The organism is Kocuria sp., assembly GCF_030530945.1.
Classification (GTDB): domain Bacteria; phylum Actinomycetota; class Actinomycetes; order Actinomycetales; family Micrococcaceae; genus Kocuria.
This window is the reverse complement of sequence record NZ_JAUMTZ010000004.1, coordinates 93,128-107,420: the sequence shown is the minus strand read 5'-3', so window position 1 is coordinate 107,420 and position 14,293 is coordinate 93,128. Positions and strand designations below refer to the sequence as shown.

13 protein-coding genes are annotated in these 14,293 nt (G+C 70.7%); 11 read left to right on the top strand and 2 right to left on the bottom strand.

The window, feature by feature from the left end; translation table 11 throughout:
* Positions 1 to 59: 59 nt before the first annotated feature.
* A complete protein-coding gene (locus tag Q4A22_RS05615; RefSeq protein ID WP_303177754.1) occupies positions 60 to 1,946 on the bottom strand; it encodes an FAD-binding monooxygenase in 1,887 nt (628 codons plus the stop codon).
* A 324-nt stretch (positions 1,947 to 2,270) separates the two neighbouring features.
* On the opposite strand from Q4A22_RS05615, the gene Q4A22_RS05610 reads away from it, so the two are divergent.
* The 6 genes from Q4A22_RS05610 (at position 2,271) to Q4A22_RS05585 (ending at position 9,070) form a co-directional block, all read left to right on the top strand.
* Positions 2,271 to 3,803, top strand: coding sequence for a fumarylacetoacetate hydrolase family protein (locus tag Q4A22_RS05610; protein ID WP_303177753.1), 1,533 nt, complete (start codon positions 2,271 to 2,273; stop codon positions 3,801 to 3,803).
* 47 nt (positions 3,804 to 3,850) lie between these two features.
* Positions 3,851 to 4,540, top strand: coding sequence for a GntR family transcriptional regulator (locus tag Q4A22_RS05605; RefSeq protein WP_303177752.1), 690 nt, complete (start codon positions 3,851 to 3,853; stop codon positions 4,538 to 4,540).
* A 49-nt stretch (positions 4,541 to 4,589) separates the two neighbouring features.
* Positions 4,590 to 6,125, top strand: coding sequence for a 5-carboxymethyl-2-hydroxymuconate semialdehyde dehydrogenase (gene hpaE, locus Q4A22_RS05600; RefSeq protein ID WP_303177751.1), 1,536 nt, complete (start codon positions 4,590 to 4,592; stop codon positions 6,123 to 6,125).
* Positions 6,126 to 6,211: 86 nt separating this feature from the next.
* Positions 6,212 to 7,378, top strand: coding sequence for a 3,4-dihydroxyphenylacetate 2,3-dioxygenase (gene hpaD / locus Q4A22_RS05595; RefSeq protein ID WP_303177750.1), 1,167 nt, complete (start codon positions 6,212 to 6,214; stop codon positions 7,376 to 7,378).
* Positions 7,379 to 7,463: 85 nt separating this feature from the next.
* On the top strand, positions 7,464 to 8,249 hold the full coding sequence (locus tag Q4A22_RS05590; RefSeq protein WP_303177749.1) for a fumarylacetoacetate hydrolase family protein: 786 nt from the start codon (positions 7,464 to 7,466) through the stop codon (positions 8,247 to 8,249).
* Positions 8,250 to 8,299: 50 nt separating this feature from the next.
* Positions 8,300 to 9,070: an HpcH/HpaI aldolase/citrate lyase family protein gene (locus tag Q4A22_RS05585; RefSeq protein WP_303177891.1), complete on the top strand. Its 771-nt coding sequence runs from the start codon at positions 8,300 to 8,302 to the stop codon at positions 9,068 to 9,070.
* A 43-nt stretch (positions 9,071 to 9,113) separates the two neighbouring features.
* Here the strand turns inward: Q4A22_RS05585 and Q4A22_RS05580 are convergent, their stop codons facing one another.
* Positions 9,114 to 10,043 (bottom strand): SDR family oxidoreductase, encoded by a 930-nt coding sequence (locus Q4A22_RS05580; protein ID WP_303177748.1) that lies wholly within the window; start codon positions 10,041 to 10,043, stop codon positions 9,114 to 9,116.
* Between the two features lie 91 nt (positions 10,044 to 10,134).
* Here Q4A22_RS05580 and Q4A22_RS05575 point away from each other — a divergent pair, with 91 nt between their 5' ends.
* From Q4A22_RS05575 to Q4A22_RS05555, 5 genes are all read left to right on the top strand, one after another.
* Positions 10,135 to 10,788 (top strand): TetR/AcrR family transcriptional regulator, encoded by a 654-nt coding sequence (locus tag Q4A22_RS05575; RefSeq protein ID WP_303177747.1) that lies wholly within the window; start codon positions 10,135 to 10,137, stop codon positions 10,786 to 10,788.
* Between the two features lie 9 nt (positions 10,789 to 10,797).
* On the top strand, positions 10,798 to 11,241 hold the full coding sequence (locus Q4A22_RS05570) for a cytidine deaminase (protein WP_303177746.1): 444 nt from the start codon (positions 10,798 to 10,800) through the stop codon (positions 11,239 to 11,241).
* A 110-nt stretch (positions 11,242 to 11,351) separates the two neighbouring features.
* Positions 11,352 to 12,776: an NAD(P)/FAD-dependent oxidoreductase gene (locus tag Q4A22_RS05565; protein ID WP_303177745.1), complete on the top strand. Its 1,425-nt coding sequence runs from the start codon at positions 11,352 to 11,354 to the stop codon at positions 12,774 to 12,776.
* A gap of 127 nt (positions 12,777 to 12,903) precedes the next feature.
* The gene (locus tag Q4A22_RS05560) at positions 12,904 to 13,584 is read left to right on the top strand and encodes an isochorismatase family protein (RefSeq protein WP_303177744.1); all 681 of its coding nucleotides are present in this window, start codon (positions 12,904 to 12,906) and stop codon (positions 13,582 to 13,584) included.
* Positions 13,585 to 13,630: 46 nt separating this feature from the next.
* Positions 13,631 to 14,254 (top strand): TMEM175 family protein, encoded by a 624-nt coding sequence (locus tag Q4A22_RS05555; protein WP_303177743.1) that lies wholly within the window; start codon positions 13,631 to 13,633, stop codon positions 14,252 to 14,254.
* Positions 14,255 to 14,293 lie beyond the last annotated feature (39 nt).

The following is a 14,293-nucleotide window of genomic DNA, read 5'->3' as shown; positions in this document are numbered from 1 at the left end:
CAAACGGCACCGGCCGCGCACCCACGGGAGTGCGCGGCCGGTGCCGTTCTGCGTCCGGATCAGTTCGTGCGCAGGAAGCCCGCGAAGAACTGCGCCAGCTCGTCCGTGGCGTCCAGGGGCAGCACCGCGGCCACGTACTGGTCCGGGCGCACCACCACCACGGCGCCGTCCCGGCTGATGGAGCGCGCGTCGAAGATGTCCTCCCCGGGGATCGCGGCGTAGACCCGCTCCCAGTACTCCACCTCGAGCGTGCCCACCGCGGGCTTGAAGACCGCGGGCACACGGTTGATGTCCACGTCCGTGTACGGCTGCTGGTAGGTGACGTCCACGTCGAAGAGCGTCGCCTCGCCGTCGCCCTCGCGGCGGTGCGCCACCAGCGGGGACGCGGGATCGGAGCGAAGCCACTCGGCGAACGCGGCGGTGGGGGAGTCCGCCCCGGCCTCGGCGGGGTCCGCGTAGACGTGGATGCGCCACCGGCCGTCCGCAGTGGCCTCGTGGCCCTGGTGCACGATCTCGGAGTCGCACACGCGCTGCACGCGCGCGGACTTGAAGCGCTTGCCCACCGGGTAGCCCTCCGCGAGCTCCTGGTGCTGCGTGCCCGCCACGAGCACCGAGGGCTCGTACTGCGTCATGAACCCGGCCGGGAACTCGGCGGTCTTCACGTAGAAGTCCTCGAGGTACTTGGGGTCCGGCAGCTGGTCCTGCGGGGTGGCCATGAGGGTGGACCACTCGCTGTCGAACTCGATCAGGTTCTTGGCGATCACCTGGCGCTCGGCGGAGTAGGTGTCCAGGAGGCACTCGTCCGCCCGGCCGGAGAGCACCGCCCCGAGCTTCCACCCCAGGTTCCAGCCGTCCTGCATGGACACGTTCATGCCCTGGCCCGCCTTGGCGGAGTGGGTGTGGCACGCGTCCCCGGCAATGAACACGCGGGGCACGCGGGTGCCGCGGTCCTCGTCGTCCACGTCGTCGAAGTGGTCCGTGAGGCGGTGGCCCACCTCGTACACCGAGGACCACGCCACGGACTTCACGTCCACGGAGTAGGGGTGGATGATCTGGTTGGCCCGCCGGATGATCTCCTCCACCGGGGTCTTGCGGATCTCGTGGTTGTCGTCCGCGGGAACCTCTCCGAGGTCCACGTACATGCGGAACAGCAGTCCGCCCTCGCGGGGGATCAGCAGGATGGACCCGCTGCGCGAGTTGATCGCGCACTTGGTGCGGATGTCGGGGAAGTCGGTGTTGGCCACCACGTCCATCACGCCCCAGGCGTGGTTGGCGCCCTTGCCCTCCAGCTTGCGCCCGATCGCCTTGCGCACCCCGGAGGAGGCGCCGTCGCAACCGAAGACGTACTTGGCGCGCACGGTGCGCTCCTCGCCCTCACGGGGACCGGCCGTGTAGCGGACGGTGACGGCCACCGGGTACTCCTGGTCCCTGTCGATCTCCAGGCCCACGAACCCGATGCCGTAGTCGGGGGTGATCCGGGCAGGGCCCCGGTGCGCGGCGCGCAGGAAGTAGTCCAGCACGCGTGCCTGGTTCACGATCACGTGGTCGAACTCGGAGACCCCGTGGGGATCGTCCGAGGGGCGGCCCGTGCGGATGATGTTCTGCGGGTTCTGCGGATCCGGGTTCCAGAAGCACATCTCCCGGATGCGGTAGGCCTCCTTGCGGATCTCCTCGTGGAACCCGAAGGCCTGGAAGGTCTCCATGCTGCGGGCCTGGATGCCGTCAGCCTGCCCGATCTCCAGCCGCCCGGGGCGGCGCTCGATCATGCGGGTGCTCACCTCCGGGTACTGGGAGAGCTGCGCCGCCGCGATCACACCGGCCGGACCCGTGCCCACGATCAGCACGTCCATGGTCTCCGGGAGGTCCTCCGGCCGGTCCACGCCGTACCCGCGGGCCGCTTCGATCCGGGGGTCTTCGGAGACGTATCCGTTCTGGTGGAAGAGCATGGCTTCTCCTGCGTTCTGGGGTGGTGTGGACCGGGGTCCGTTCCGGGCGGAGCCACGCTGCCCGCGGCCCGGTGGATCGGTGGGGTCCACGGGTGTTGCCTAGATCATATACGATGTGTGGCCCAGGTAACAGGGGGTGCTCCCCGCGTGGCGACGCCGCATGGCCACGCCCTGCGCCTCCCGTCACCGCCGCGGATTTCCGCTCCGTGGACGACGATTCGCGGCCCTCCGGGGACAATGGTGTGATCTGAACCACTTGTCGGTTGCGCCCGAATAATATACGATTTCGAATAACATTCTGCCGACCACGAGGAGGCGGTCCCGGTGACCGAGAACCCCCAGAACGCCCAGAGCACCCTCGGCGGGACCCCCGGCACGCAGCCGGTTCCCGTGCGTCCCGGCAAGATCGTCGCCGTGCACGTGGCCTACGAGTCCCGCGCGGCGCAGCGCGGCCGCAAGCCCGCCGTGCCCTCCTACTTCCTCAAGCCCGCGAGCTCACTGGCGGGCTCCGGGGCCGAGGTGGAGCGTCCCGCGGGAACGGAGCTGCTCGCGTTCGAGGGCGAGATTGCCCTGGTGATCGGCACGCCCGCCCGGAACGTGTCCCTCGAGGACGCCTGGGACCACGTGGCCGCCGTGACGGCCTCCAACGACTGGGGCCTCTACGACCTGCGCGCCGCGGACAAGGGCTCCAACCTGCGCAACAAGGGCCGGGACGGCTACACCTCCCTGGGCCCCTCCCTCCTGGACGCCCGCGAGGTCTCCCCGGAGCAGCTGCGGGTACGCACGTGGCTCAACGGGGAGCTGGTCCAGGAGGACACCACCGCGCCGGAGAACATGATCTTTCCGCTCGCCCAGTTCGTGGCGGACCTCTCCCAGCACGTGACCCTGCAGGAGGGGGACGTGATCCTCACCGGAACCCCCGCGGGCTCCTCCGTGGCCCGGCCCGGGGACGTCGTGGAGGTGGAGGTCGACGCGCCGTCCGCCGCCGGGGCGCCGTCGTCCGGACGCCTCGTCAGCCGCGTGACCGAGGGGACGGAGCCGTTCGACGAGGGCCTGGGCGCCATGCCGGCCGTGGACGACACCCAGCGCGAGGAGGCGTGGGGTTCCCGCGAGGCCGCGGGCCTGCCGGAGCGCGGTGCCGCGCACGCGCTGAGTCCGGAGCTGCGCGCGAAGCTCGAGAAGGCCCCCACCGCGGGGCTCTCCGCCCAGCTGCGCAAGCGCGGGCTGAACAACGTGGTGGTCGCGGACGTCTTCCCGCAGACCCCCGGCAGCAAGCTCGTGGGCACGGCCAAGACGCTGCGCTTCGTGCCCAACCGCGAGGACCTCTTCAAGACCCACGGCGGCGGCTACAACGCCCAGAAGCGTGCGTTCGACGCCGTGGGGGAGGGTGAGGTGATCGTGATCGAGGCCCGTGGGGAGACCGGTTCCGCGACCCTCGGGGACGTCCTCGCCCTGCGTGCCCGCCACAACGGCGCGGCGGGCGTGGTCACGGACGGCGGCGTGCGCGACTACGCCGCGGTCCAGGAGATCGGCCTGCCCGTGTTCTGCAAGGGCCCCAACCCCGCGGTGCTCGGGCGGCGCCACGTGCCGTGGGAGTCGGACGTGGCCGTGGCCTGCGGCAACGTCACCGTGCTCCCGGGTGACGTGGTCGTGGGGGACGACGACGGCGTCGTCGTGATCCCCCGCGAGCTCGCCGAGGAGGTGGCCCAGGACGCCCTGGCCAAGGAGCACGAGGACGGCTGGGTGGCCGAGCGCGTGGCCGAGGGCCACCCGGTGGACGGGCTGTTCCCGCCCACGGGGCAGTGGAAGGAGCGGTTCCAGCAGTGGCTGGCCGAGAACCCCCTGCCCTCCGAGTGACCCGCCGCTGACACCACGCCTGCCCCCTGACCCGAACCGAGGAACCCATGTCCCTGACCGCGGACACCGCGAACGCCGCCCCGTCCAAGGCGCAGCGGGCCTACGACTGGATCAAGTCCCAGATCATGACCCAGGCGTTCTCGCCGGGCTACCGGCTGGTGCTCGCGAGCATCGCGGAGACCCTGAGCATGTCCGTGGTGCCCGTCCGCGAGGCGATCCGCAGGCTCGAAGCCGAGGGGCTCGTGTCCTTCGAGCGCAACGTGGGGGCGCGGGTGTCCATGGTGGACGGTGAGCAGTACCGCTTCAGCATGGAGACCCTGGCGGTGCTGGAGGGAGCGGCCACCGCGGAGGCGGCCGCCCTGATCACCGCCGCGGACCTCGCCCACGCCCGGGAGCTCAACGCCTCCATGGAGGCGTCCCTGAAGAGCTTCGACCCGCAGACCTTCACCGAGACCAACCACGAGTTCCACCGCGTGCTCGCGTGCCGGTGCCCCAACGAGCGCCTCAACGACCTGGTCACGGTGGAGTGGGAGCGCCTCAACCACCTGCGCACCTCCACGTTCTCGTTCGTGCCGGAGCGCGCCCGCGCCTCGGTGACCGAGCACCACCACATCCTCCACCTCCTCGAGACCCACGCCCCGGCGGACGCCGTGGAGCGTGCCGTGCGCCAGCACCGCACCGCGACCCTGGCGAGCTACCTCAGCAGCCGCGGCGAGGCGCAGCCCCGCACCGCGTGACCCACCGACAGCAGTCCCACTGATTCGCACTGATTCAAGGAGTCATCACATGGCAGCCCTGCAGGACACCAAGCCCGAGAACCTCCCCGATTCCATCCGCCACTACATCGGCGGCGAGTGGGTGGACTCGATCGACGGGGACACCTTCGACGTGCTCAACCCCGTGACCAACGAGCCCTACATCACGGCCGCCTCCGGCAAGAAGGCGGACGTCGAGGCCGCCGTGGCCGCCGCGAAGAAGGCGTTCGAGGAGGGGCCGTGGCCCACCATGCTCCCCCGGGAGCGCTCGCGGATCCTGCACCGGGTCGCGGACATCGTGGAGTCCCGCGGGGACCAGCTGGCCGCCATGGAGTCCTACGACTCCGGGCTGCCCATCACCCAGGCACTGGGCCAGGCCCGCCGGGCGGCCGAGAACTTCCGCTTCTTCGCGGACCTGATCGTGGCCCAGGTGGACGACGCCTACAAGGTCCCCGGGCGCCAGGTGAACTACGTGAACCGCAAGCCCATCGGCGTGGCCGGTCTGATCACCCCGTGGAACACCCCGTTCATGCTGGAGTCCTGGAAGCTGGGCCCCGCGCTCGCCACGGGCAACTGCGTGGTGCTCAAGCCCGCCGAGTTCACCCCGCTGTCCGCGTCCCTGTGGCCGGGGATCTTCGAGGAGGCCGGTGTGCCCGCTGGTGTCTTCAACCTGGTCAACGGCTTCGGCGAGGAGGGCTACGCCGGAGACTCCCTGGTGAAGCACCCGGACGTGCCCCTGATCTCCTTCACGGGTGAGTCCCGCACCGGGCAGATCATCTTCGCCAACGCCGCCCCGTACCTGAAGGGCCTGTCCATGGAGCTGGGCGGAAAGTCCCCGGCCGTGGTCTTCGAGGACGCGGACCTGGAAGCGGCCGTCAACGCCACGATCTTCGGCGTGTTCTCCCTCAACGGCGAGCGCTGCACCGCGGGCTCGCGCATCCTGGTCCAGCGCGGGATCTACGACGAGTTCGTGGAGCGCTACGCCGCACAGGCCAAGCGGGTGAAGGTGGGCCTGCCCTCCGACCCCGCCACCGAGGTGGGCGCTCTGGTGCACCCGGAGCACTACGAGAAGGTCATGTCCTACGTGGAGATCGGCAAGCAGGAGGCCCGTCTGGTGGCCGGTGGCGGGCGTCCCGAGGGCTTCGAGACCGGCAACTACGTGGCGCCCACGGTGTTCGTGGACGTGGCCCCGGACGCCCGGATCTTCCAGGAGGAGATCTTCGGCCCCGTGGTGGCCATCACCCCGTTCGACACGGAGGACGAGGCCCTGGAGCTCGCCAACAACACCAAGTACGGGCTGGCCGCCTACATCTGGACGAGCGACCTCAAGCGTGCCCACAACTTCGCGCAGAACGTGGAGGCCGGCATGGTGTGGCTGAACTCCAACAACGTGCGTGACCTGCGCACCCCGTTCGGCGGCGTGAAGGCCTCCGGGCTGGGCCACGAGGGCGGCTACCGCTCGATCGACTTCTACACCGACCAGCAGGCCGTGCACATCAACCTGGGTGAGGTCCACAACCCGGTGTTCGGCAAGCAGGAGGACGCCGCCGCGAAGGCGGACGGCTGATCCCCTCGCGGCTGCGCCGGGCCGGCTCGTCCGCCCCGGCTCCACGACCCCACTGACCACGTCACCCTCACCACGAAGGACACATCATGACGAATCCCGCTGACCGGACAATGACGTCCTCGGGCTTCTACGTTTCGCAGGAAGCACCGATCACCACCGACAACCCCGTCAAGACCCCCTCTGTCCCGGCCCCGGACATCCTGCGCTGCGCGTACATGGAGCTCGTGGTCACGGACCTCGCGAAGTCCCGCGAGTTCTACGTGGACGTGCTGGGTCTCACGGTCACGGAGGAGGACGAGGACACCGTCTACCTGCGCTCGATCGAGGAGTTCATCCACCACAACCTGGTGCTCCGCAAGGGCCCGCAGGCCGCGGTGGCCGCGTTCTCCTACCGCGTGCGCAGCCCCGAGGACCTGGACCGCGCCGTGGCCTTCTACGAGGAGCTCGGCTGCCGTGTGGAGCGCCGCAGCGAGGGCTTCACCAAGGGCATCGGGGACTCCGTGCGGGTGGAGGACCCGCTGGGCTTCCCGTACGAGTTCTTCCACGACGTGGCGCACGTGGAGCGCCTGGCCTGGCGCTACGACCTCTACACCCCGGGGGCCCTGGTGCGCCTGGACCACTTCAACCAGGTCACCCCGGACGTCCCCCGCGCCACCAAGTTCATGCAGGACCTGGGCTTCCGCGTGACCGAGGACATCCAGGACGAGGAGGGCACGGTCTACGCCGCGTGGATGCGACGCAAGCCCACCGTCCACGACACCGCCATGACCGGCGGGGACGGGCCCCGGATGCACCACGTGGCCTTCGCGACCCACGAGAAGCACAACATCCTGGCCATCTGCGACAAGCTCGGGGCGCTGCGCCGCTCGGACATGATCGAGCGCGGCCCCGGCCGCCACGGCGTGTCCAACGCGTTCTACCTCTACCTCCGGGACCCGGACGGGCACCGCGTGGAGATCTACACGCAGGACTACTACACCGGTGACCCGGACAACCCCGTGGTCACGTGGGACGTCCACGACAACCAGCGCCGCGACTGGTGGGGCACCCCCGTGGTCCCGTCCTGGTACACGGACGCCTCCCTGGTGCTCGACCTGGACGGCAACCCGCAGCCCGTGGTGGCGCGCACGGACGAGTCCGAGATGGCCGTGACCATCGGCGCGGACGGCTTCTCCTACACCCGTCCCTCCGAGGGCGAGGACTCCATGCCCGAGTGGAAGCAGGGCGAGTACAAGATGGGTCACCAGCTCTGACCCGCCACGACGACGCCGCTCGCCCCGCTGCGTGGGCGGGCGGCGTCGTCGTCCCCCGAGCAGGCACGAACCGAAAGGCAGGGACATGCTGGAGCACGAACGCGTGGTGGCCATCGCGGACGAACTGGCCGCCGCGGAGGCGAACCGCACGATGGTGGAGCGGCTCACCGCGCGCTACCCGGAGATGACCGTGGAGGACTCCTACGCGGTGCAGAACGAGTGGCGCCGGCGCGCGCAGGAGTCCGGGCGGCGGCTCGTGGGGCGCAAGATCGGGCTGACCTCCAAGGTCATGCAGGAGGCCACGGGGATCACGGAGCCGGACTACGGTGCGATCTTCGCGGACCAGGTGCACGAGAACGGCTCGGTGATCGAGCACGGGCAGTACTCGAACGTGCGGATCGAGGTGGAGCTCGCGTTCGTGCTCAGGGACGAGCTGCGCGGGCCGCACACGAGCATCTTCGACGTGCTGCGGGCCACGGAGTACGTGGTGCCGGCGCTGGAGATCCTGAGCTCGCGGATCCAGATGGAGGGTCGCACCATCGTGGACACCATCTCGGACAACGCCGCCCTGGGCGGGATGGTGTACGGCGGCAACCCCGTGGCTCCCGATGCCGTGGACCTGCGCTGGGTGTCCGCGCTGCTGTACCGCAACGAGACCCTGGAGGACACGGGCGTGGCCGCCGCCGTGCTGAACCACCCGGCGAACGGCGTGGCGTGGCTCGCGAACAAGCTCGCGGCGCACGGGGACGCGCTGGAGGCCGGGAGCATCGTGCTGGCCGGGTCCTTCACCAAACCCATGTGGGTGCACCCCGGGGACACCGTCCACGCGGACTACGGACAGTTGGGAGCCATCACGTGTCGCTTCGAGTGAACGAGCTGATCCACACGTTCCGCGCGCCGGACGCGGCCAACCTGCCCGGCGTGCTGCCGAGCCTCAAGGACCTCTTCGCGCTGCCGCGCACGCCGCAGGACCCGGTCACGGGCATCTTCCTGTCCTCCGGGGACCCCACCGCGGCGGAGATCTGCGCGGGCGCGGGCTTCGACTACCTGCTGGTGGACGGCGAGCACTCGCCGCTGTCCCTGGAGAGCGTCCAGGCGCAGCTGCGGACCATCGCCGGGTACCCCACGCTGTCCGTGGTGCGGGTTCCCGCCAACGACGAGGTGCTCATCAAGCAGTACCTGGACCTCGGGGTGCAGTCGCTGATAGTGCCCATGGTGGACTCGGTCGCGGAGGCGGAGGCCGCCGCGCGGGCCGTGGCCTACCCTGCCGCCGGTGTGCGCGGCGTGGGCGCGGCACTCGCGCGCTCGGGCCGTTGGGGAGGAATCCCCGGCTACCTGCCGCGCGCCAGGGAAACCATCACGCTGGTGGTGCAGGCGGAGTCCGCGGCGTCCGTGGCGGCCATCGAGGAGATCGCGGCGGTGGACGGTGTGGACGGCGTGTTCGTGGGCCCCTCGGACCTCGCCGCCTCCATGGGTCTGATCGGTCAGCAGGCCCACCCGGACGTCGTCGCCGCCGTGAAGCACGCGATCGCCGCCGTGCAGGGGGCGGGCAAGTTCGTGGGCGTCAACGCGTTCGCCCAGGACCAGGCGCGGGACTACCTCGCCGCGGGTGCGGACTTCGTGAACGTGGGCGCCGACGTCGCCCTGCTGGCTTCCGGTGCGCGGAACCTGGCGGGGGCGTTCCGGGGGTAGGGGTCGGGAGGCGTGGGGCGGTTCTTCCCGCCCCACGCACTGTTCACGGGCGCGGCAGATCCACGCCAGTCTCTCGCGCGGCCACGGCCCAGAGGCTCTCGGCGAGCGTGGGGCCCTGGGCGCTGCGGTATACCGGGACCTGGGTGGCGTCGCCCGTGATGCCGAGGCGGCCGTCCGGGCCGTAGAAGCCGCCGTTCGCGGCGTGAGGATCCGTGGCCGCCATCAGCTCGGGGCTGGCACCCTGGGGCGTCTCCATGAACGGCAGGACACCCAGGGACATGACGCGCGTGGCCAGGGTGGAGCGGCCCGAACCCAGGGACGGTCCGGCCGACTGCAGGTTTGTGCTGGTGAACCCCGGGTGGGCCGTGGTGGAGACCAGGCCCCAGCCGCGCTCGCGGGAGACCCGCGCCAGGTGCAGCCCCATCAGCAGGTTCCCGAGCTTCGACTGCCCGTAGGCACCCTGCGACGAGTACTTCCGGGTGGACTCCAGGTCCGCGAAGTCGATGGACGCGGTCTTGGCGGCGAGGCTCGTCATGGTGGTGACGCGCGGCGTCGTGCTCCGCAGCAGGACGGGCAGCAGCAGGTTCGTGAGGACGAAGTGCCCCAGGAAGTTGCTGCCCCACTGGAGCTCGTGTCCGTCCGTGGTGAGCATGCGCTCCGGTGGCATCATGACGCCGGCGTTGTTGACCAGGACGTCCAGACCCCGGCCGCTGCTCTCGATGCTCTCCGCCAGGGCGTGGACGCTGCCGAGGTCGGCCAGGTCCAGAGGCGCGATCTCCAGATCCGCGCCGGGAACCTCGCTCAGGATCTCCTGACGCGCAGCCTCGGCCTTCTTCTGCGAGCGGCACGCCATGACGACGCCGGCGCCCGCCTTCGCGAGGCGGCGCGTGACCTCCCTGCCCAGGCCGCTGTTGGCGCCGGTGACGAGAAAGCGCCGCCCGCTCTGGTCCGGAACCGTGTAGACCGTGCTCATACTGTCTCCTGCTGCGGTGGCGGGCGGCAGGTGGTGTCCGCCCGAAGTTGTACTAGTCTAAACTTGAATTCTGGACTGGTACAAGATCGGAGTGGACGTGGCGACCCGTGCGGACAAGAAGCTCGAGACCTGGCGGGGCATCCGCGCCGCGGCACTGCGACTGTTCGAGGAGCGGGGGTACGCCGAGACCACGGTGACGCAGATCGCCCAGGCCGCCGGGGTGTCCCGGGGGACGTTCTTCAACTACTTCACCGGTAAGGAGGCCGTGGTCTTCGACCCGGACCCCAGCGACCGTGACCACTGGCGCGCCACCATGGAGGAGCACACGGAGGACCCGTTGTGGCCCGCCCTGACGGCGATCACCCTGGACTTCGTGGAGATGCTCCGGGATCGCATGGTCCTGCAGCGCCGGCTGAAGCGGGCCGACCCCGACCTGCTCCGGTTCGCGCAGGCCTTCGGCAACCTCTTCCGTCACGACCTGGACGAGTGGGTCCGTGACCGGCAGGACGTGGACTGGGAGCGGGGCGTGGACGGCGCCCTCTATGTGAACCTGGCCTTCGCCTGCGCCACCACGGCGTACGAGGCGTGGCGGTGGGACGAGTCCTTCGAGGACCTCCTCTCCCGGCTGCGGCACTGCCTGGGGACGGCCACGCCCGCCGAAGCCTCTCGGGGGGCAGTGACCCGCGGTCTGGTGGGGTGTGCAGGAATGGGGCGGCGGCAGTCCGGCCCTGAACTCGGCGCTTAGAGTCGGTGCATGAATCGTGAGCACCTGGATGACACCCTCAGGGCCTGTGCAGCACTCATCGACGCGCGCTTCCCGCAGGGCGAGGAGCGCGGCGCCGCCGCGATGCTGCTGGCCGACGGAACCATTCTCACCGGCACCACTCCGAATGCGGTGAACCCGGCCGTGGAGGTCTGCCACGAGATCGAGCCGTACGCGGGGGCGTTCCGTCTGAACCAGGCTGTGGTGGCGTCCGTGTGTCTTCACCGTGATGGTGACGGGCGGTTCCTGGTTCTCAGCCCCTGCGGAGTGTGTCGGGAGCGGCTGGCCGTGCACGGACCCGAGGTTCTGGTCGGCGTCGCTTCTCCGGAGGACCCCACACAGGTCGTGTGGAAGGCATTGCGGGATGTGCTGCCGGACTACTGGATGAACGTCTTCCCGGAGGAGGCCTCCGGCCGCTGGCACACATCGCCTTAGGGCCGTGCTGCTTCTCGCGCGCTCCGGACCGCTGCCGGCCACCGCAGAGCCGTGGGGATGCCCTTCTTGCTTCTAGACTCGCCCCACACCAGCAACGAACGGAGCCCCCCATGACCACCACGAACCAGGCCACCCCGGACGCCGACGCGAGCGCGGAGGACGTCGCGGACGTCGTCGTGCTCGGGGGCGGGCCCGCGGGGGAGAACGTGGCGCAGTGCGCGCACGAGGGCGGGCTGTCCGCCGTGGTCGTGGAGGAGTCCCTGCTGGGCGGAGACTGCTCCTACTACGCCTGCATGCCGAGCAAGGCCCTGCTGCGCCCGGTGGAGGTCGCGCACACCGCGCAGCACCTGGCGGGCGTGGACTCCCCGGACGTGGTGGGAAAGGACCTGCTCGCCCGCCGGGACGCGTGGGTCTCCCACTACGACGACGCCGGGCAGGTCCGCTGGGCCGAGGGCGCCGGTCTGCGCGTGGTCCGGGGCCGCGGTGAGATCGTGGGCCCCCGGCGGGTGCGCGTGACCGGGGACGGGCAGAGCCGCACGCTGACGGCCCGGAAGGCCGTGGTGCTGGCCACGGGCTCCGCCGCCGTGGTCCCGCCCGCGTTCGAGGACCTGCATCCCTGGACCTCCCGGGACGCCACCGGGATCGTGGAGGTGCCCGGCAGCATCGCCGTGGTGGGCGGAGGCGTGGTGGCCGTGGAAGCGGCCACGTGGCTGGCGGCACTGGGCTCCCGGGTCACCCTGCTCGTGCGCGGGGCGGCGCTGCTGGCCGGCAACGAGCCGTTCGTGGGCGAGCTGGTGCGGACCTCCCTGGAGAGCGTCGGCGTGGACGTCCAGCTGGAGACCGAGGTCCGGGAGGCCACCCGCGAGGATGCCCAGGACGCCGGGCTCGGCCGGATCCACGGCGGCTCGGTCCGGCTGCGCACCACGCGCGGTGAGCTGACGGTGGACGAGGTGCTGGCGGCCACCGGTCGCACGCCGCGGCTCACGGATCTGGGGCTGGACTCGGTGGGCGTCACCCCGGAGCAGGTGCGGGAAGGGCGGCTGCCCGACTGGCTGCACGCGGTCGGTGACGCCAAGGGTGACGCCCTCCTGACCCACATGGGCAAGTACGAGGCCCGCGTGCTCGGCTCCCGCCTGGCAGGCGTTCCCGAGACCGCCCCCGCCGGACCGGTTCCCGTCCCGCAGGCCGTCTTCACGGACCCCCAGGTGGGGGCGGTGGGCATGACCGAGCGGGCCGCGCGGGAGGCCGGGCGCGACGTCGTCACGGCCGAGGCGCCGATCACCGCCGCCGCGGGTGCCGCCCTGCTGCGGGACGGCGCCGCCGGGCGCGCCAAGCTCGTGGTGGACAGGAACTCGGGGGCCCTGCTGGGGGCCACGTTCGTGGGCCCGGACGCGGCGGAGCTGGTCCACGCCGCCACCGTCGCCGTGGTGGGGCAGGTCCCGGTGAGCGTGCTGCGCCACGCCGTGCCGAGCTACCCCACCGCGTCCGAGATCTGGCTGCGGCTGCTGGAGGACCTCCCGCTGGCCCTGCGCTGAGGGGATGCCGCCGCCCGCAGCTCGGGCAGGCCCCACCGGGAAACGCTGGACACGGGGGCAGCGGTCCCGGTCGGGCCTCTACGATGTAGGTGCAAGGTCACATAACTGCGACGGAAAGAGTTCTGCCATGACCGCTCCAGCCAACTTCGACGGCGCCTCCCCCGTGATCCGTCCGGACGACGCCGCACTGCTTCTCATCGACCACCAGACGGGTCTCTTCCAGACCGTCGCGGACATGCCCCTGCCCACGCTGCGCCGCAACGTGACGGTGCTGGCCCGCATGGCGGCCAAGGTCCACATGCCGGTGGTCACCACGGCATCCGTTCCCCAGGGCCCCAACGGTCCGATGATCCCCGAGATCCACGAGATCGCCCCGCACGCCACCTACGTGGCCCGGCGCGGTGAGGTGAACTCCTGGGACTGCCAGGATTTCTTGGACGCCGTGAAGGCCACGGGCAAGAAGCAGCTCATCATCGCCGGCACCATCACCAGCGTGTGCATGGCGTTCCCGGCGCTGTCCGCCGTGGCCGAGGGGTACCAGGTGTTCTGCGTGGTGGACGCCTCCGGAACCTACTCCAAGCAGGCGCAGGAGATCACCATGGCGCGCATCGTCCAGGCCGGTATCGTGCCCATCGACACCCCCGCGGTGGTCTCCGAGGTGCAGAAGACCTGGCACCGCGACGACGCCATGGACTGGATGGCCATCTGGTCCGAGATGTTCCCCAACTACCAGCTGCTCGTGGACAGCCACGCCCGCGCCCAGGAGGCCGAGCGCACCCACGAGCCCCTGGACTCCGAGCGGGACTGACCTCCGCGCCGCACCCCACCCCCGCCCTCACGGAAAGGCGCTCCTCATGAGCACCACGCGCATTGAAGCGTTCAGCGATGCGGTCCTCGCGATCGTCATCACCATCATGGTGCTGGAGCTGAAGCCCCCCGAGGGGGAAACCCTCGCGGACCTGTGGAGCACCTCGGGGGTGGGGCTGCTGGGGTACGCGGTGAGCTTCGTGTACGTGGGCATCTACTGGAACAACCACCACCACCTCTTCCAGGTGGTGGACGAGGTGGACGGCACCACTCTGTGGGCCAACCTGCTCCTGATGTTCTGGATCAGTCTGTTCCCGTTCACCACCGGATGGGTGGACGAGAGCGGCCTGGCCCCGGTCCCGCTGCTCGCTTACGGGGTGGTGCTGCTCGCCGCGGCCTGCTCCTACTACCTCCTGCAGCTGGTGCTGCTGCGCCGCAACGCGAACAGCGACGCCGCCCGGCGGGCCTGGGAGGCCGGCCGCACCGGAGTGCTCGGGGCCAGTTCCAAGGAAAAGGTCTCGATCGGGCTGTACGTGCTCGGCGTCCTCCTCGCGGCGGGCCACGGCCTGTGGGGGGACCGGGTGGCCTCCGGCGGTGCGATCGTCTGCTACGTGCTTGTGGCGGTGCTGTGGTTCGTGCCAGACCGGCGGATCGAGCGTGCCCGCGGCTGACCTTCCGGGCACGGGGCTGCGTCATCCGGGACCGTGAGA